The organism is Nonomuraea sp. JJY05 (assembly GCF_043496855.1).
Taxonomy (GTDB): Bacteria; Actinomycetota; Actinomycetes; order Streptosporangiales; family Streptosporangiaceae; genus Nonomuraea.
This window is the reverse complement of the sequence record NZ_JBIEIS010000024.1, coordinates 123,114-139,840: the sequence shown is the minus strand read 5'-3', so window position 1 is coordinate 139,840 and position 16,727 is coordinate 123,114. Positions and strand designations below refer to the sequence as shown.

Annotated in this window: 14 protein-coding genes; 2 read left to right on the top strand and 12 right to left on the bottom strand. The window is 73.3% G+C overall.

Features of this window, described 5'->3' with window-relative positions:
- Window positions 1-13: 13 nt before the first annotated feature.
- Window positions 14-1,084, top strand: a complete 1,071-nt coding sequence (locus tag ACFKCF_RS34065; RefSeq protein WP_394499389.1) for a S1C family serine protease — start codon at window positions 14-16, stop codon at window positions 1,082-1,084.
- Window positions 1,085-1,263: 179 nt separating this feature from the next.
- On the opposite strand, the gene ACFKCF_RS34060 is transcribed toward ACFKCF_RS34065, so the two are convergent.
- The 5 genes from ACFKCF_RS34060 to ACFKCF_RS34040 all read right to left on the bottom strand — a co-directional run bounded on the left by ACFKCF_RS34060 (window position 1,264) and on the right by ACFKCF_RS34040 (window position 7,833).
- Window positions 1,264-1,806, bottom strand: a complete 543-nt coding sequence (locus ACFKCF_RS34060) for an OmpA family protein (protein WP_394499388.1) — start codon at window positions 1,804-1,806, stop codon at window positions 1,264-1,266.
- Window positions 1,790-2,374, bottom strand: a complete 585-nt coding sequence (locus ACFKCF_RS34055; protein WP_394499387.1) for a hypothetical protein — start codon at window positions 2,372-2,374, stop codon at window positions 1,790-1,792. Before ACFKCF_RS34055 ends, ACFKCF_RS34060 begins: the two co-directional genes overlap by 17 nt.
- Before the next feature lie 73 nt (window positions 2,375-2,447).
- A complete protein-coding gene (locus ACFKCF_RS34050) occupies window positions 2,448-5,234 on the bottom strand; it encodes a BTAD domain-containing putative transcriptional regulator (protein WP_394499386.1) in 2,787 nt (928 codons plus the stop codon).
- Between the two features lie 19 nt (window positions 5,235-5,253).
- A complete protein-coding gene (locus ACFKCF_RS34045) occupies window positions 5,254-6,828 on the bottom strand; it encodes a serine/threonine-protein kinase (RefSeq protein WP_394499385.1) in 1,575 nt (524 codons plus the stop codon).
- Between the two features lie 42 nt (window positions 6,829-6,870).
- The gene (locus ACFKCF_RS34040; RefSeq protein ID WP_394499384.1) at window positions 6,871-7,833 is read right to left on the bottom strand and encodes a GlxA family transcriptional regulator; all 963 of its coding nucleotides are present in this window, start codon (window positions 7,831-7,833) and stop codon (window positions 6,871-6,873) included.
- Window positions 7,834-7,932: 99 nt separating this feature from the next.
- On the opposite strand from ACFKCF_RS34040, the gene ACFKCF_RS34035 reads away from it, so the two are divergent.
- The gene (locus tag ACFKCF_RS34035; RefSeq protein WP_394499383.1) at window positions 7,933-8,340 is read left to right on the top strand and encodes a hypothetical protein; all 408 of its coding nucleotides are present in this window, start codon (window positions 7,933-7,935) and stop codon (window positions 8,338-8,340) included.
- On the opposite strand, the gene ACFKCF_RS34030 is transcribed toward ACFKCF_RS34035, so the two are convergent.
- The 7 genes from ACFKCF_RS34030 to ACFKCF_RS34000 form a co-directional block, all read right to left on the bottom strand.
- The gene (locus ACFKCF_RS34030) at window positions 8,285-9,448 is read right to left on the bottom strand and encodes an ARPP-2 domain-containing protein (RefSeq protein ID WP_394499382.1); all 1,164 of its coding nucleotides are present in this window, start codon (window positions 9,446-9,448) and stop codon (window positions 8,285-8,287) included. The genes ACFKCF_RS34035 and ACFKCF_RS34030 overlap by 56 nt on opposite strands.
- Entirely contained in the window at window positions 9,445-10,824 is a 1,380-nt protein-coding gene (locus tag ACFKCF_RS34025; protein ID WP_394499381.1) for a hypothetical protein, read from the bottom strand. The genes ACFKCF_RS34030 and ACFKCF_RS34025 overlap by 4 nt, the downstream gene beginning before the upstream one ends.
- A 151-nt stretch (window positions 10,825-10,975) precedes the next feature.
- Complete coding sequence (locus ACFKCF_RS34020) at window positions 10,976-11,581, bottom strand: hypothetical protein (RefSeq protein ID WP_394499380.1); 606 nt, start codon at window positions 11,579-11,581, stop codon at window positions 10,976-10,978.
- Entirely contained in the window at window positions 11,578-12,414 is an 837-nt protein-coding gene (locus ACFKCF_RS34015; protein WP_394499379.1) for a hypothetical protein, read from the bottom strand. The genes ACFKCF_RS34020 and ACFKCF_RS34015 overlap by 4 nt, the downstream gene beginning before the upstream one ends.
- Before the next feature lie 141 nt (window positions 12,415-12,555).
- A complete protein-coding gene (locus ACFKCF_RS34010; protein ID WP_394499378.1) occupies window positions 12,556-14,694 on the bottom strand; it encodes a peptidase domain-containing ABC transporter in 2,139 nt (712 codons plus the stop codon).
- Window positions 14,691-15,704 (bottom strand): TIGR04500 family putative peptide maturation system protein, encoded by a 1,014-nt coding sequence (locus tag ACFKCF_RS34005; protein WP_394499377.1) that lies wholly within the window; start codon window positions 15,702-15,704, stop codon window positions 14,691-14,693. Before ACFKCF_RS34005 ends, ACFKCF_RS34010 begins: the two co-directional genes overlap by 4 nt.
- Window positions 15,694-16,722 (bottom strand): MvdC/MvdD family ATP grasp protein, encoded by a 1,029-nt coding sequence (locus tag ACFKCF_RS34000; RefSeq protein WP_394499376.1) that lies wholly within the window; start codon window positions 16,720-16,722, stop codon window positions 15,694-15,696. Before ACFKCF_RS34000 ends, ACFKCF_RS34005 begins: the two co-directional genes overlap by 11 nt.
- Window positions 16,723-16,727: the final 5 nt, after the last annotated feature.

Below are 16,727 nucleotides of genomic sequence, written 5' to 3'. Positions count from 1 at the left end.
GAAGAGTCCTGCCATGAGGGGGATCGTCGCGGGACTGGCCACTGCTTTCGTGCTGCTGCTCGCGGGCTGCGCTCCTCCCACCACCTCCAGCGCCACACCGTCGGCCGCGACGCCGCACGGCTCGCCGTCGGCCTCCCCCTCGCCGTTGTCGCTGCACTCGCTGGAGTCGGCGTACGAGGACGTCATCGCGAACGTCCTGCCGTCGATCGTCCAGATCACCACCAAGGTCGGGCTCGGGTCCGGCATCGTGCTCGACACCGCCGGCCACATCGTCACCAACGCTCACGTCGTCGGCCAGGCCACGAAGATGGAGGTCACGATCGCCACCGGCGGCCCCGCGCGCTCGGCCAGGCTGGTCAGGTCCTTCAACGCGGGGGACCTCGCGGTCATCAAGGTGGACGATCCGAAGGGGCTGCGGCCCGCGCGGTTCGGGGACTCGTCCAAGCTGCGGGTCGGTCAGATCGTGCTCGCCATGGGCAACCCGCTGGGCCTGTCGGGCAGCGTGACGAACGGGATCGTCTCGGCTCTCGGCCGTACCGTCTCCGAGCCTCAGGAGGCGGGCTCCCCCGGGGCCACGATCGCCGGCGCCATCCAGACCTCGGCCGCCATCAACCCGGGCAACAGCGGCGGAGCGCTCGTGGACCTGTCGGGCAACGTGATCGGCATCCCCACGCTCGCGGCCACCGACCCCGAACTGGGCGGCGGCGCCGCACCGGGCATCGGGTTCGCGATCCCGAGCAACACCGCCAGGGACATCGCCACCCAGATCGTCAAGTACGGCAAGGTCACCAACAGTCACCGGGCCGCGCTCGGCATCCAGGGCAGCACGGTGATCAGCACGGAAGGGCAGCCGATCGGGGTGGGCGTCATCCGGGTCGAGCCGGGCAGCGGGGCGGAGAAGGCGGGGATCAAGGCCGGTGACGTGGTGGTCTCGATCAACGGCAGGAACACGCCGACGATGGCGTCCCTCGGGGAGGCCATCGCCACCCTCAGGCCCGGCGACCGGGCCAAGGTCGGCGTCCAACGCTCCGACGGCACCACGACCACGGTCACCGTCACCCTGGGCCAGCTCCGCACCGACTGACACCCCGCATACGGCACCCCATGCGCCCCACCGGCGTCCCAAGGACCCCGCCTGGGGGAAGCGCTCCCGTCCTTCCTGGGACCCTCAGCCACGGCGGACCAAAGGACCCTCGCCCGAGCGCTGCCACCCCTCCCGAAGGACCTCTGCCGCAGTGCGGCGCCTCGAAGGGGCTGCGGGGGTCACTGCTTGGCGGTGTAGACGATCTCGACCCGCCGGTTCTGCGCCCGGTTCTTCTCGACCGGCTTCCCGCCCACCACGTTGGGCCGCCGCGGCCGGCTCTCGCCGTACCCCTGCGCCTCCAGGCTCACCCCCGCCCCCGTGAGCAGGCCGCGCATGGCCGTCTCCACGGCCTGGGCCCGCCGCCGCGACAGCGCGAGGTTGTACGAGTCGCTTCCCTGATCGTCCGTGTGCCCCTCGATCCTGACCACCCCGCCGGCCCCGTCGGCCTTCACCTTCGCGGCCACCCCCTGCAACCGCTGCCGCGCCTTCGCGGTCAGCTGCCACTTGTCCAGCGCGAACAGCACGTCACTGGTGAGCGAGACCGTCACCTGGCGCCCCTGCTTGCTCTCGCTCTCGGTGCCGTCCAGCGACTCGACCTCGCCGATGATGTCCTCGACGGGCAGCACCAGGTCCTCCACCGCGCCCACGGCGTCGGACGGCGCGCCGGGCGCGGGGGTGGGCGACAGGACGAGGGCCAGTGCGACGCTAAGAGATCGGAACATCGGTGAGCACGCCGATCATGGGCATCTCAATGTTGATCTTCGTGACGTCCGCCGGAGGCGCCGCGAAGACCGCGTACAACGTGGACGTCTGTCCCTTCTCCAGGAACTGGCCCTGGGTGCCGGAGCAGACGCACTGCGCGTCCTGGCCGGTGCCGTTGCGGGCCACGCGGTAGCGCTTGGCGTTCACCGGGTCGATCAGGGAGACGGCGGAGACCGTCATGTCGAGCGGGCCCGTGCCCAGGCCGTTGTGGACGTTGACCTTGCCGTCGAGTGCGGTGATCGCCCAGTTGAGGCTGAGCGTCCTGCCTTGGCGCTTGAGCCCGAGGATGTCGACGCGGGCCTTGCCGTGCTGCCCACCCCCGGACACGTCGGCCTGGCGGCTGGCGATCGCCCTGGTCTCCTGCGGGGGCGCCTCTGTCGCTTCGGCGGTGGCCGGGGGTTCGGTGGTCGTCTCCGCGACGGTCTGGGGCTGCTTCTCCTCGCCGCCGCCGCCGACCTGCCGCCCCGGGAGCACACCGCAACCGGCCAGCGCGACGGCCGCGACAGCCAGCGCGATCGTCTTTCGCATTCTGAGATCACCTTCGTTGTCGGGGATGTGGCCCTCACCGTAGGGAGGCGGCGTTCAGGATCCGCATAGTCCGCTATATCCGCCGGCCACGCCGTCTACGGGCCTCCTGCGCGAGCCGGTCGGCCTCGGCTCTGCCCTGCTCGTCACTGAGGCGGTCAAACTCTCCCATAGCACTCGTAAGAGCCTCAACCGCGCCGTCGATGTCGTCGAGGTCCAGCGCGGCCCGCGCGAGCGCCATCAGGGCCTGCGCGGCTCCCCGGCGGTCCCCGTACGAGACGAACGTCTCCAGCGCTGCCCTCGCGGAGCCGGCCGCGGCCCCTGGCGTGCCTTCCGCCCTGGCGATCTCGGCCAGTACGAGCAGCGCCCCAGCCTCGGGCAGCCGGTCGCCCAGGCGGCGGTTGATCCGCAGCCGCCGCTCCACGCACCCGCGGGCCTCGGCGAGCCTGCCCCCGCCCAGGTGCAGCCTGCCCAGGTCGAGCAGCGCCTCCGCCTCGCCCCGCGGGTCGCCGAGGTCCTGGTAGGCGCTCAGGCTCTCGCTGAGCCGGCCCTCGTCCCGGCGCAACGCGCCCAGCGCCCGTAAGGCGTCGGCCCGCCCGCGCCGGTCGCCCGCCTCCTCGAAGACCCGCAGAGCCCGTACGAACGCCTGCTCGGCCTGCGCCGGGCGGGCCTGCACCAGCCCGAGCCGCAGGGTGATCCTGGCCAGCTCCAGCCCTTCCACCAGCGGCTGGGCCGCCCGCAGCGCCGCGGCCGCCGACTCCGTGCGCCCCTCGGCTCGATGCAGGTCGGCCAGGCCGCGGAGCAGGAGCGCCTCGCCGTGCCGGTGGCCCGCCGCCCTGGCCGCGTCCAGCCCGGTCGCCGTGGTGGCGTGCCAGTCGTCGTGGTGCGCGCCCAGTTCGAACAGCGGGGTGAGGTAGAAGGCCAGCCGCCAGGCGGCCTCGTGCAGGCCCACCCGGTAGAAGTCCCCGACGGTCGCCACCAGGAACCGGCGCTCGGCACTCAGCCAGCGCGCCTCATGCCGCAGCCACCCGGTCTCCGGACGCCCCGTGCCAGGCAGGTGGACCTCGGTGCGGCCGGTGCCGGGCTCGGCGGGCAGGAGGGAGGCCCTGGCCTGCCGGGTCCGTTCGAGGATCGCGCCCGCGATGACCGCCAGCACGCGCTCCGGGCCGCCTTCCTCCTCGGCGAGGCGTTCGGCGGCGTAGAGCCTGGTCAGCTCGTGCCGGCCGTAGCGCTCCTGACCGGCCTCGTCCAGGCCGCGCGACTGCAGCAGCCCGGCCTCCGCCAGCGGCTCCAGGTCCGTGCCGAACACCCACGACGCGAAGTCGGGCGCCGAGAGCGCGCCGAGCCGGCGTAGCAGCCGCCGTTCCGGGTCGGCCAGGCCCCGGTAGCCGAGCGCGAGGCTGCCGCGCACGGCGAGATCGCCCGCGCTGAGCTCGTCGAGCCTGCGCCGCTCGTCCCCCAGACGACCCGCCAGGTGGTCCAGCGTCCAGCCCGGTTTCCTGGCCAGCCGGGAGCCGGCGATGCGCAGGGCCAGGGGCAGCCGGCCGCAGAGCCGAACGATGCGCAGGGCCGCCTCGGGCTCGGCCCGCACCCGCTCGTGCCCGGCCACCTCGCCGAGCATCGCCACCGCCTCGTCCCCGTCGAGCACCCCCATCTCGTACGCCCGCGCCGCCTCCAGCCCGGCCAGCGGCGACCGGCTCGTCACCAGGGTGAGGCTGCCGGGACCGGTCGGCAGCAACGGGCGCACCTGGGCCTCGTCGGCGGCGTCGTCCAGCACGACGAGCAGCCGCCTGCGGGCCGTCATGCTCCGGTAGAGCCGCACCCGCTCGTCCAGCGCCGGCGGGACCGCGCCGTCCGGGCAGCCCAGCGAGCGCAGCAGGTCCTCCAGCACGGCACCGGGCGAGCGGGCGCCGAGCGAGGCGTAGAGCCGGCCGTCGGGGTGTTCGAGCCCGGTGGCGGCGTGCACCGCGACGGCCGACTTGCCGCAGCCGGGCGGGCCGTGCAGGACGAGGTGCACGGGTGCGGACGCGTGCTCGCGGGCCGCCCGGACGATCCAGTCGAATACGTGCGATCGGCCGACAAAATCGGAAATGTCGGGTGGGAGCTCGTCGACCGGGCCACGGCCGCCACCGGCAGGTGCGCCGGGGCGGTCCTCGCCGGCCAGGACCCGCCGGTGGGCGTCGGCCAGCTCGGCGCCCGGCTCCAGGCCCAGCTCGTCCACCAGCGTCCGGCGCGCGTCCTGGTAGGCCCCGAGCGCCTCCGACCGGCGTCCCGCCTGGTGGAGGGCTTCGATGAGGCGCACCCACGCGCGTTCGCGCAGCGGATGCGCGCCGACCAGCGCCCGCAGCTCCCCGATCACCTCCGCGCCCCGGCCCAGCCGCAGGTCCAGCTCCACCCGCTCCTCCAGCGCGGTCAGGCGCAGCTCCTCCAGCGGTACGGCGTGCGTCCGGCGCAACACGGACGACTCGACGTCGGCCAGCGCCTGCCCCCGCCACAGCGCCAGGGCCGCCCTGAACCCGTCGGCCGCCTCCGCCACCCGGCCCGCCGCCCGAGCCTGCCGAGCCCCGCCGACCAGCCGCTCGAACCGGTGGCAGTCGACGTCGTCCCGCTCGACGTCGATCAGGTAACCGCCCGGCACCGTGTGGATGCCGTCCACGAGCTTGCGCAGCGCGCTGACGTACACCCTGAGCACCGACCCCGCCGAGGCCGGCGGCCGGTCGTCCCACACCACGGACATCAGCCGCTCGACCGGCACCGTCTCCCGGGCCGACAGCAGCAGCGCGGCCAGCAACGTGCGGTGCTTGGCCGGTCCCGGCGCCTGACCGGCCTCGATCCGCAGCGGCCCGAGCACGCCGAAGCGCACGCTCACGCACCTCTCGGCATCACGTGCCCGCCGGCCTGAGCGCGAAGGAGTCGAAGCGGACGCGCACGGACCCGGTGGCGCCGGAGGCGGCGTGGACGCCTGACTCGCCGGGGCCGTAGGGCGCGTCGGAGTCGGACGCCTCCGCGACCAGGCGTTCGTTCAGCCACATGCGTAGCGTCACCTTGCCCCCGCTCTCGCCGCACTCCGCAACGACGCGGTTGACGGCCGCGCCCTGCGCGTCCGCCGGGCCGTACAGGGTCGTGCCCCGGGTGCCCGTGCGGCGCTTGACGATCGTGACCTTGCCCGAGCCGCTCACCCCGAACTCGTAACGATCTCCGGAGCGCGCCGAGCCGTGGCACCACACACCGTACTCCCCGGCTCCCTCCTCAAGGGTGGCCTTCGCGCTGACGACCACGCCGCCGTCCGGCTCCCGCCGGGGGGCCGACTTCCACAGCCGCCAGCCCGGCTTGACGGTCAGCTCGTAGCCGGAGCCCGCCGGCCGCGCGCTCCCGCCCTCTGACGAGCCGATCTCCCAGGAGTCGCCGAAATCGGCCTCGTACGGCCAGCTCTCCTGCGACAGCGCGGGGACGGTCACGGCGGCGGCGACCGCGAGCACGAGCCCGGCGGCCCCCGCGACCCACGGCCACCGCCTCCGCTTCGCCTTCGGCACCGGCGCCTGTGCGGCGGGCGGGGCGGGCGGCATCTCGGGCGCAGGCCGCAGATCGGGCGCGGGCCGCAGATCGGGTGCGGGGCGCACGTCGGCCGTGGTGGTGCCCGTCCAGGTGCGCTCCACCACCTCGGTGGCGGTGGCCAGGCGGGTGCCGCCGACCAGGTCCGCCAGCAGCCGCTGGGCCGTCGGCCGCAGGCGGGGATCCTTGGCCAGCGCCCGCTCCACGACCTGCCTGATCCCCTCGTCGAGCCCGTCCAGCCTGGGCCCCTCCTGCGTGATCCGGTACAGCACCTCCGCGGGCGCCCCGCCCCCGAACGGCAGCCGCCCCGTCCCCGCGAACGCGATCACCCCGCCCCACGCGAACACGTCGGCCGCGGGCGTCAGCGGCTCCCCGCGCACCTGCTCGGGCGCCATGAACGCGGGCGTCCCGAGTATCGCCTGGCTGGCCAGGCTGTCGTGCTCCACGAGCTGGGCGATGCCGAAGTCGATCACCCGGGGGCCGAGCGGCGAGAGGAGCACGTTGGACGGCTTGAGATCGCGGTGGATCACCCCGGCCCCGTGGATGGCGCTCAGCGCGGTGGCGATGCCCACCGCGAGCGCCTCCAGGTTCCCGCCCGACAGCGGCCCCTGCTCGTTCACGGCCTGCGCCAGGTCGGGCCCCTTGACGTATTCGGTGACGAGGTAGGCGACGTCGCCGTCGATCCCCGCGTCCAGCACGGGCGCGGTGCAGAACCTGGCCACCCGGCGGGCCGCCGCGACCTCCCGGTCGAAGCGCCGCCTGAACGCCGGATCGCGGGCCAGCGCCGGATGGATGACCTTGACCGCCGCCAGGCCGCCGGTGGGTGTCGAGGCGAGATGCACCTCGCCCATGCCGCCACGCCCGAGCAGGCGCCGCAGCGTGTACCCGCCAATGACCTCGTTCATCGCAGACAGACTAGCCAGATCCCGGTATTTCCCTGGATCGGGTCACCCGGCCGCCTGGGTCAGCCGGTAGCGCGACGGCGGGATCCCGTACCGGTCGACGAACGCCTGCCGCAGGGTCTCCGCCGTCCCGAACCCGCACCGCACGGCCACGGACGCCATCGGCAGCGACGTGGACGCCAGCAGGTGCGCGGCGGCCTCCGTGCGGGCCTGCCGGACATATCGCCCGGGCGTCAGCTGCAGGTGCTGGAGGAAGAGCCGGGTGAGGTGCCGCTCGCTCACCCCCGCCTCGGCCGCCAGCGCGGGCGTGGTGAGGTCGTCGCGCAGGTGCGCGCCGATGTACTCGATGGTCCGCCTGACCAGGTTGTTCGCGGGGGCGGGAGCACTGACGAACATGCTCATCTGCGCCTGGTCGCCGGGCCGCTGCAGGTAGGTGACCAGGTTGCGGGCCACCGTGCGGGCCAGCTCGGGGCCGTTGTCCTCCTCGACGAAGGCGAGCGTGAGGTCGAGGGCGGCGGTGACGCCGGCGGAGGTGGCGACGTTGCCGTCGCGGATGAAGATCGGGTCGGCGTCCACGGCCACCGCGGGATGCCGGGCCGCGAGCTCGTGCGCCAGCTGCCAGTGCGTGGTGGCGCGCCGCCCGTCGAGCAGCCCGGCGGCGGCCAGCACGTACGCGCCGGTGCAGACGGAGGCGACGCGGCGGCTCTCGTGGGCCAGCCTGCGGACGTGGCCGACGATCAGCGGGCTGGCCGCGGCGTCGTCGTGGCCCACCCCGCCGGACACCACCAGCGTGTCGAGCGGCCCGTTGATCCGCTCCAGCGCCAGCTGGGCCTGGACGGTCAGCCCGGTGCCGCAGGTGACGGGGTGCCCGCCCGGCGTGGCCACGCGCACCTCGTAGCAGGGCGCCGCGCCGTGCCAGTTGGCCTCCTCCAGCGTCGAGGTGACGCAGGCGACGTCGAGCAACCCCACCGCCTCGTACGCCACGACGACGACCCGTCGTACCTCCATGGGCATGACTGTAGGGCCGAAGGACAGAGAGCCCAAGTTTCCGGACCTCCTGGGCGCACTTCCCTTGGCACGCGGCGGCCCTGCCGGGACAGTCGTGGCATGACAACGACCAACACCGGCGCCGGCCGCCGCTGGGGCAGGTTCGCCCGCCACTACGTGGAGATGATCGTCGCCATGTTCGCCGGGATGTTCGCGCTCGGGATGCTGCAGTCCGCCCTCGGGCTCAGCCTGTCCCACGAGCAGCAGCCCGAGCTCGCCTACCTGGTCATGGCGGTCGACATGTCGATCGGCATGGCCGCGTGGATGCGGATCCGCGGGCACGGGTGGGCCTCGACGCTGGAGATGTGCGCCGCGATGTTCGTTCCGGTGGTGCCGCTGTTCCCCCTGCTCTGGCTGGGCGCCGTCGACGCCGGGACAATGATGACGGCGGCGCACGTGGCGATGCTCCCGCTCATGCTGGCGGCGATGCTGCGCCGCCTCGACGAGTACGCCGGCTGCGCTCACTGAGCGCCTTCCGGAAGCCGTCCAGGACGTCCTGCCGCAGCAGGTGCCCGAACCCGGCCCGCTCCAGCCGCAGCCCCAGCTCGGCGGCGCTCACCCGCAGGCCCTGCGCGGCGGCGGGCAGGCTCCAGCCGTGCTCGGCCAGCGTGCTCAGCAGGTGACCGCGCCTGACCTGCGCCTCCGACAGCCGGAACGTCTTCAGGTAGGCCGGCCGCCCGTCCGCGTCGGTGATCGTCTCGCCGATGTGGTTCTCGCTCTTCCGCTCGAACGCGGGCAGGAACCGGCTCAGCGTGAACCTGCCCATCCGGTAGACCTCCTCCACCCGCGCGGGGGCGCGGAGGAGGCCCGCGGCCATCACCGAGTCGTGGAAGCCGGCCCAGTCCCGCTCGGCGCGTACGGCCTCGGCCCGCAGGTCGGACAGCGAGGCGACCGCGCTCTCGTCGATCACCGCGGGGAAGTCCCTGGCGGGGTAGAACAGGGCATAGTCGTAGATCAGCTCGCCGTACATGTCGCGGACCAGCGTCGGGTGCAGCGCCCGGTAGTCCTCCGGGTGCGGCACCACGAAAGCGCTGGCCAGCGTGTCACCGGCGTACAGCAGCAGGCCGCACTGCCCCGGGTAGATCTCGAAGATCCTGAGCGCGTCCTCCAGCCCGCGCAGCTCCGCCCCGGCGTAGACCTCCTCGGAGCGGGGCGACAGCCCGTGGACGAGCGCCTGCCGCGACCACTCCTCCCACGCGACGACGGGGCCGCCGAAGTGCAGCGCGAGGTAGCCCTCCAGGGCCAGGTGCAGCGGCAGGAACCGGAGCCGGCCCTTGTCCACCCGCCGGGCCATCCTTCGCCTGGTCCTGATGCACATGTGGCTCAGCGGCTGCCCGAGCTGCGTGCCGTAGGCCGCCGCCGGGGTCCCGTCGCCGGTCCACGACGCGACGAAGGCGTGCGGGATGTAGGCCGTGTAGAGGGTCTTGTCCGGCAGGTGGACCATGGACAGCTCGTCGCCGTACACCTTGGCGTGCAGCCGCAGGTCCTCGATGGGCTCGCGGCGCACGAGCGGCACCAGCCGCAGCCCTCCCCAGGTCTGCGCGGGCCGCGTGTCCAGCCCGGTGAGATCCATCATCGCCGTGCCGCCCGATCCTCCAGGTACGTCCTCAGCTCCCCGAGCCCCGTGCGCCCCTCCGCGAACCGGGCCAGCTCCACCAGGGCGGGCAGGTCCTCGGCGTCGCGGATGCCGGCCGTCGGCACCATGGGCGACAGCCGCCGCACGTCGAACTGGCCGGCGTCGTAGACCGGGTTCGCGTGCACGATGCCCACCTCGCCTCCCGGATCGAGCTTGCGCCGCCAGACGCGCAGCACCTCGCCCGCCAGCCCCGGCGGCGCGTTGTCCCAGCCGTCGGAGACGATGACGAGCAGGCCGGGACGGTGTTCGAGCGCGTCGAGGATCCGCTGTCCCAGCGGCGTGGGCCCGTACGGGCGCACCTGGAGCGGGTCGGTCCTGCGCGACAGCCACAGGCCGCGGTAGTCGCCGGCCAGCGCCTCCAGCAGGTAGTGGCAGGCCAGCGCGGCCGCCAGCGGCCGGCGTCGCTTCACCGGCGAGCCGAACGAGGAGAAGCTGTCGTCCAGCACCGCCGCGACGCTCCCCCACGTGCCCGCCCGCGCCCCGGCCACGCGGGCCGCCGCCGCCCGCAGCGCGCCCACCAGCTCGGCGCGACGGCTCGTGCGCGCGTCGGCGCGGAGCGAGAGGATGTACGACGCCAGCCTGACCAGCGGCATCGCGGCCAGATCCGCCTCGGTGTCCATCCCGCCCCGGCCCGCCGACTCCGTCAGCCGCAGCCGCTCCAGCCTGGTCAGCCGCGGCGCGATGCGCTCCATGAAGATCTCCCTGCCGATGCCGTGGCGGGCGGCGAACCCCTCGGCGACGGTGTACGGCAGGTCGTACAGGGCGCCCTTGTCGAAGTGCGCGCGGCGCCACGCCTCCAGGACGGGCGTCTCGTAGCGGGCCCGGCTGAACGGCGCGAACAGGAAGTCGCCCAGCTCGCCCGGCAACCGCAGGTGGGCGTGGCGCACGGCCGACTTCACCTGCGCCCGATACTTGACCGCGTCGAAGGCCAGGTCGGGGCGGCCGGTGAGCCAGTCGCGGATGACGGCCCTGGTGCGCCGGTTGTTGACGCCGTCGCGGCGCAGGCGCCCGAAGAGCCGGTAGACCCTGGGCGGGCTCATCCGCTCCAGCCGCCAGGCGATCAGCCGGCCGTCGCCCGCACGCCCGCTCAGCAGGTTGGCGATGATCAGGGCGGCGTTGTGGTCGTTGATGTCGAGCGCCAGCGTGGCGGCGTACAGGTCGGGATAGTTGCCCTGGACGTAGCGGTGCAGAAAGTCGAGGGAGAGCCGCTGCTCGCCGGCCGTGCCGTGGAACTCGCGCTGCCCGGTGGAGGTGATGGCCGCGTTCGCGAAGATCAGGACGTCTTCGCACTCGATCAGGTCGGCGTAGGTCTCCATGGGCTCCCCCCGGGGGTCGGCGGACTGGCCGGGGAATGGGGGCACGAGCTGCGAAGCATCGCTGTAGAGGCGGGTTCCGGAAGTCGTACCTGAGTCCCGCGGCCAGTCTGGTCCGGACCTTACCGGGCCCTACGCACCGATGCGACGGTATTTATCGGGCTTCGGTGCGTGCCGAGCGGGCCTTGATCTGGCCGAGCGTGGCGTGGCTCTCCCGGATCACGGAGATCAGCACGTACGCGACCAGCAGCAGCCCGAGGCAGAGCGCGTCGGCGGCCCACCAGGGGATCTCGGCGAGCAGCAGATAGCCGTCGCCGTCGCTCAGCGACCTGAGCACCGCCGTGACCACGGCCACCACCAGGGTGACCAGCAGCCAGCTTCGCAGGCGCGGCAGGTTCCCGTTGTTCCACAGCCGGATCCGCCAGCCCATGAAGACGGCGAGCACGCCGAGCAGGGCGCAGAACCCGATCAGCCACCAGGGCAGGGCGAAGGCCGTCTGGTCGGCGATCTGCTGCTGCGTGGTACGCAGCTCCGTCTCGGCCTTCCTCTTGGCCTCCACGGCCGCGTCGAGCTGCTTCTTCAGCTGCGCGACGCTCCTCTCCTGGCGCGGGGGAGTCGCGGGGGAGTCCGTCGGGAGCATCCGCGCCACGACGGTCAGCATGATCGCCACGAACGACAGCGCCAGGACGATGGCCATGAACAGGTCGATGAAGCGCAGATCGAGCGGTGGGGCGAACGATCGGGCGGGCCGCCTCCTCACGGCTCCCTCACCAGCGTGTACTTCTGCGGGCGGCTCTCGGCCGCGCTCAGCCGCTCCACCGCGGTACGCAGCGCGTCCAGGCCCTTGACGAGTTCCTCGGTCCGGCCCCTGGACTGGGCCAGCTCCTGGGTGAGCCCGTGCATGGCGGGGGCCGCCTGCTTGGCGGGCAGCCGCGCGATGTAGATCAGGAACACCTCGTCGGCGGCCACCACGCCGGCCCGCTCGCCCCGCTCGACCAGGGCCATCGCGCCGAACGCCAGCACGCTCAGGAACAGCGCGATCAGCGTGACGCCGAACGCGGAGGCCAGCTCGGGCAGCACGTGCTGCTTGAGCGCGGCGATCAGCACCCCGGGGTCGCCCTCGCGGTCCAGGGCGTTCGAGAACGAGTTGACCATCGCGCCCATCGTCAGCGCGGTGCCGATGAACCCGAACACCGGCAGCGCCCAGATGAGCGCGTGGTCGAGGTGGTGCTTGTTGGCCATCTCGCTCTCGTCCAGCGCGGACCGGGCGCTCAGCACCGCCTCGCAGTCGTTCCCCGCCTCGGCCGCCTCCCTGAACAGCTTGAGCCGCCGCGCCACCAGCGTGTCGTCGGTCGGCTTCACCGCCTGGACGTTCGTCACAGCCTGAGCCGTCGCGGCGTTCTCCCGCCGGATGTCCGGCACGGCCCTGACGATCCTGAGCACCGCGGTCAGGAACACCGCGATGATCAGCGTGACCACAAGCTCCGCTGCCACGGGGGCCGTGGTCGCGCCCACGGACACCAGCAGCGCCTCCACCAGTCCGGCCGCCATCAGCAGCGCGGAGAACACCAGACCCACCACAGGCGCGAACACCGAGTGACGCCAGCCGTACCTTGACACCCTTTACCCTCACTCCGGCACGCAAAATGTCAGAGACCTACCTAAGCACATGTAAAACACGCGTTGGTTACGGTCTGCGGTGCCAGCGGTACCAAATGTGCTGGATCGGTGGCGTCAGCGGAAGCCGGGCACCGGCGCCGCGGCGGTCTGCTGCTGGTATCGCACCAGGCCGGCGTAGTGGCCGCCACGAGCCATCAGCTGCTGGTGCGTGCCGCTCTCGACCACCCGGCCACGGTGGAGCACGACGATCAGGTCGGCGTCGTAGACGGTCGACAGCCGGTGGGCGATGATGAGCTGCGTCTGCCCCAGCTTGAGCAGATTGCGGCGGATGCGCTCCTCGGTGACCGCGTCCAGGGCGGCCGTCGGCTCGTCCAGCAGCAGGATCCGGGGGCGGCGGGTGAGCGCGCGAGCCAGGGCGATCCGCTGGCGCTGCCCGCCGGACAGGCGTGCGCCGCCCTCGCCGACGTCGGTGTCGTACCCCTGGGGCAGCCGGACGATCTCGTCGTGGATCTCGGCCAGGCGGGCGGCGTGCTCGACCGCCTGCCTGCTCGCCCCGGAGAAGCCGGCGATGTTGGCCATGATCGTGCCGGCGAACAGGTGCGGCTGCTGGGTGACGACCCCCACCTGCCCGCGCAGCCACTGCCGGTCGAGCTCCTCCAGCGGGATGCCGTCGAAGCGGACCTGCCCGGCGGTCGGCTCGACGAGGCCGATGAGGGTGCGGCCGAGCGTGCTCTTGCCGGATCCCGAGGCGCCGACGATCGCGACCCGGGCGCCGGAGGGGATGCGGAGGGAGACGTCGTGCAGGACCGGCGTGCGGGCGTCGTAGCCGGTGCCGAGGCCGAGGACGGTGATGGCGCCCCGCAGCCCGCCGTACACCCTGATCCCGCCCGGCCGCTCCGGCTGCGTGCCCATCAGGTCGGCGATCCGCCCGATGTGCGCGGCGGCGAGCTGCAGCTGATAGACGATGCCGAACAGCGAGGCGAGCGGCGTGGTCGCGGCGACGGCGAGGGACACCAGGGCGAGCTGGTCGCCCAGCGTCCCGGCGGTGGAGCCGAACACGGCGACGAGCAGCCCCAGGTGGAGCGCGGTCTGCAGGCAGTTCGTCGCCGCCTGCACCCCGGCCACGTGCCGATCCCGCGCCGCCCCCGTGGCGAGTTCCTCCTCGTGATGCGTGCGCCAGCGCGTCTCGGCGGCCGCCTCGCCGCCGGACGCCTTGATCGCCTCGATCCCGGCGAGGCTGTCGACCAGGGCGGACTGGGTGATCGCGTTGGTGTGCAGCGCGGCCAGGGCCAGATGCATGCCACGGCGCGCCGTGACCAGCACCACGACCGCCTGTGCGCCGGCGGCCGCGAGCGTCAGCAGCGCGAGCCCGGGCGAGGCGATGACGAGCAGGGTCAGGTACGTCACGGCGGTGAACAGGTCGAACAGGAAGGTCAGCGACTGTTCGGTGAGCAGGTCGCGCAGCATGGACACGCCACCGAGCCGGCTGAGCAGGTCACCGCTGGAACGGCGCTGGAAGAAGCGGTACGGCAGGGCCAGCGTGTGGCCGACGAGCTTGCGCATCACCTCGGCCGCCACCGAGGTCTGCAGCCTGATCAGCACGCGGGCACGGGCCCACGACAGCAGCGCGCTCACCACGACCACGCCGGACGCGGCCGCCGCCAGCGTCGTCACGTCCGTCGCCACCGGCCGGTCCACCACCAGTTTGGTGAGCAGCGGTACGGCCAGCCCGAGCAGCTGCGTCCCGAGCGAGGCCAGCAGCACGGCGACGAGCAGCATCCGGTTGGCGAGCGCGGGCGTGAGCAGCGGGCGCAGCACCCGCCACGGCCGGTTCCTGGAGGCGGGGACGAGCCCCGCGGGGGCGTCGGCCAGCAGCACTTTGCCGGAGTAGCCCGCCCTGAACTGCCGCTGCGACAGCCGGCGCCGTCCCAGCCCCGGGTCGAGCACGGTGACGCCGCGCGGGGTGACCTGCTCGACCACCACGAAGTGGCTGTTCTCCCACACGGCGACGAACGGCACGGGCAGCCCGCCGACGCTCTCCACCGGGGCGCGGCATGCCCGCAGCCGCAACCCGAACCGTGCACCCGCCTGGATCATCTCGCGCAGGCTCACCCCGTCGACGCCCTCGGCGAGATGCTCGCGTACCTCCGCGAGGCCGGTCCGGCGGCCCAGCGCGCCGAGCACCATCGCCAGGCAGGCGGCGCCGCAGTCGCTGCGGGTGAGCTGCATCCGCAGCGGCACGCGCCTTCTCACAACCAGAACCACCTGATCTCCGATGCGCGCCGCCGCTCGTCCAGCCACGCCTGGAACGCCGCGTCCCGCGCCGCCTCCAGCACCTCGGGAGCCTCGGGATCGGGCGGGACGACCTCGTGGACGACCCCCGTCAGATAGCCGCCGTCGTACGGGACGGGCCCGGCCGAGGCCTGTCCGGGCAGCGTCCGCAGGGGCTCGGGCAGCTCCGGGGTGAGCGCGGTCGCGGCCTGCAACCGCATGCTGCGCCGCCCGGCGAGCGCGGCCATCGCTCGCGCGTGGAAATCCGGCACCGGCCCGTCCAGCAGGACGCCCAGCTCGTCAGCCCGCGGCCCGACCACCCACACCGCATGCCGCACCGTGAACTCCTCCGGGTGCTCGGCCAGACGGCGACGGGCCGGCTCGCCGGCGAAGCGCTCGCGGATGCGGGCGATGAGGGCCTGCGTCCTGACGTGGCTCCAGAAGGCGTCCTCCGACATGCCCGCCTCGGCCAGCCACCGCAGAGTCCGCGTACGACCGGTGAGCCCGCGCCGCCGCCGGAACTCGTCGGCGGCCCGTCGCGTCTCCTCGGGGGTCACGGGCCGCAGCTCGTTCTCCAGCTCGCTGAGCAGGATGCGATGGTCCACCAGCCGCTCGTGCAGCTGCCGGTCCCGGACGCCGAGCGCGCGGATCGTGGACAGCGCGGCCGCGACCGGCAACCCCTTGCCGTCGACGCTGAGGACGCACGACGCCGCCCAATGGGTGGAGTGGTCCACCAGCCAGGGGATGCCGTCGTCCACCTCGGCCGACAGCGCGACGGCGCCTCCCTCGGGGTGCTCCAGGAGCAGGTCGTAGCCCGCCTTGGCGGTGCCCGGCGGCTCGTCGACCGCGAGCTGGACGCGCAGGTGCGGCCGCTTCGCGCCCCAGTCCCCGACGCGCCGCTGGGCGTCGCCGACCTCCTCCCGGGCGGTCGGGAGGTCGCGCAGCAACGCGACCGCGTCGAAGAGGTCCATGGCGAACGAATCAGCGGACATCGGCGGGTTCCTCGGGGCGGGGACGGGCGGTGGCCTTGTCGGGGCGGGGACGGGCGGTGGCGTCGGCGAGCCAGTCGGCGATGGCGTCGCTGATGGGCAGGCCGGTGAGCATCTCGACGAAGGCCCATTGGCCGTTGACGTTGAGCTCCAGGAAGACGTACCGGCCGTCCGGGGTGACGATGAAGTCCAGGGCGGCGAAGCTCAGGCCGAGCCCCGCGACCAGGCGTACACAGCGGTCGGCGACCTCCCGTGGCAGGTCGTAGGCGGAATAGCGGGTCTTGGGATCCTCCAGGTGCCGCCAGTCGACGGCGGTCATCCGTGACGCCTGCGAGTCGATGCTCGCGGTGAACACCCGCTCGCCGACGACCGTCACCCGCAGCTCATAGGCCTTGGGCACGTTGGGCTGCAGCATCGCGGGCCCGTACCGCAGCCGGTGCCGGCCGGCGAGCCGCCGCCTCGGCACCACCGCCGTGAACAGGTGACGATCCTCGCGGTCCACGAAGAACGGCCGGTAGTCGAGCGTCTTGGTGATGACCTGGCCGCCGGTCCGGTTCCACAGCGGCACCAGCGCCGCAGGGTCGTTCGTCACGACGGTGTCGGCCACGGTGAACCCCAGCTCGGTGGCCCGGTACAGGTGCAGGAGCTTGTTGTCCACCGCTGTGACGTGCTGCGGCGGCGCCGGCATCCACCGGGCTCCCGCCATCAGGTCGTACGCGCCCGCGAGCGCGATCTTGGCCACGTGCTCGGCGAACGCCCGCTGCGACGGCTCCCGCACCTCGGGGGCGGACACTTTGCCGGGGCGGCGGTCCCAGACCGCGGTGACCTTCGACAAGTCGTACGTCTCACCCTGAAACGTCAGGGTCTGCCGCCACTGGCCGTCGAGAAAGGCGGTGGTGAGGGTGGAGGAGCCGGGGTACTCGGCCTCGTCCCACCACAGCAGCGGCACACCGCGCTCCTCCAGCTTCGGCCGCACGGTGTGCACCGAGTCGTCGCGCGGGCTGCTGATGATCAATAACACGGTCG

What these genes read in the sequence shown, in the direction of transcription:
- ACFKCF_RS34065 (WP_394499389.1), top strand. Translation starts at nt 14, where the DNA reads ATGAGGGGGATCGTCGCGGGACTGGCCACTGCTTTCGTGCTGCTGCTC.
- ACFKCF_RS34060 (WP_394499388.1), bottom strand. Translation starts at nt 1,806, where the DNA reads ATGTTCCGATCTCTTAGCGTCGCACTGGCCCTCGTCCTGTCGCCCACC.
- ACFKCF_RS34055 (WP_394499387.1), bottom strand. Translation starts at nt 2,374, where the DNA reads ATGCGAAAGACGATCGCGCTGGCTGTCGCGGCCGTCGCGCTGGCCGGT.
- ACFKCF_RS34045 (WP_394499385.1), bottom strand. Translation starts at nt 6,828, where the DNA reads ATGAACGAGGTCATTGGCGGGTACACGCTGCGGCGCCTGCTCGGGCGT.
- ACFKCF_RS34040 (WP_394499384.1), bottom strand. Translation starts at nt 7,833, where the DNA reads ATGGAGGTACGACGGGTCGTCGTCGTGGCGTACGAGGCGGTGGGGTTG.
- ACFKCF_RS34035 (WP_394499383.1), top strand. Translation starts at nt 7,933, where the DNA reads ATGACAACGACCAACACCGGCGCCGGCCGCCGCTGGGGCAGGTTCGCC.
- ACFKCF_RS34030 (WP_394499382.1), bottom strand. Translation starts at nt 9,448, where the DNA reads ATGATGGATCTCACCGGGCTGGACACGCGGCCCGCGCAGACCTGGGGA.
- ACFKCF_RS34025 (WP_394499381.1), bottom strand. Translation starts at nt 10,824, where the DNA reads ATGGAGACCTACGCCGACCTGATCGAGTGCGAAGACGTCCTGATCTTC.
- ACFKCF_RS34005 (WP_394499377.1), bottom strand. Translation starts at nt 15,704, where the DNA reads ATGTCCGCTGATTCGTTCGCCATGGACCTCTTCGACGCGGTCGCGTTG.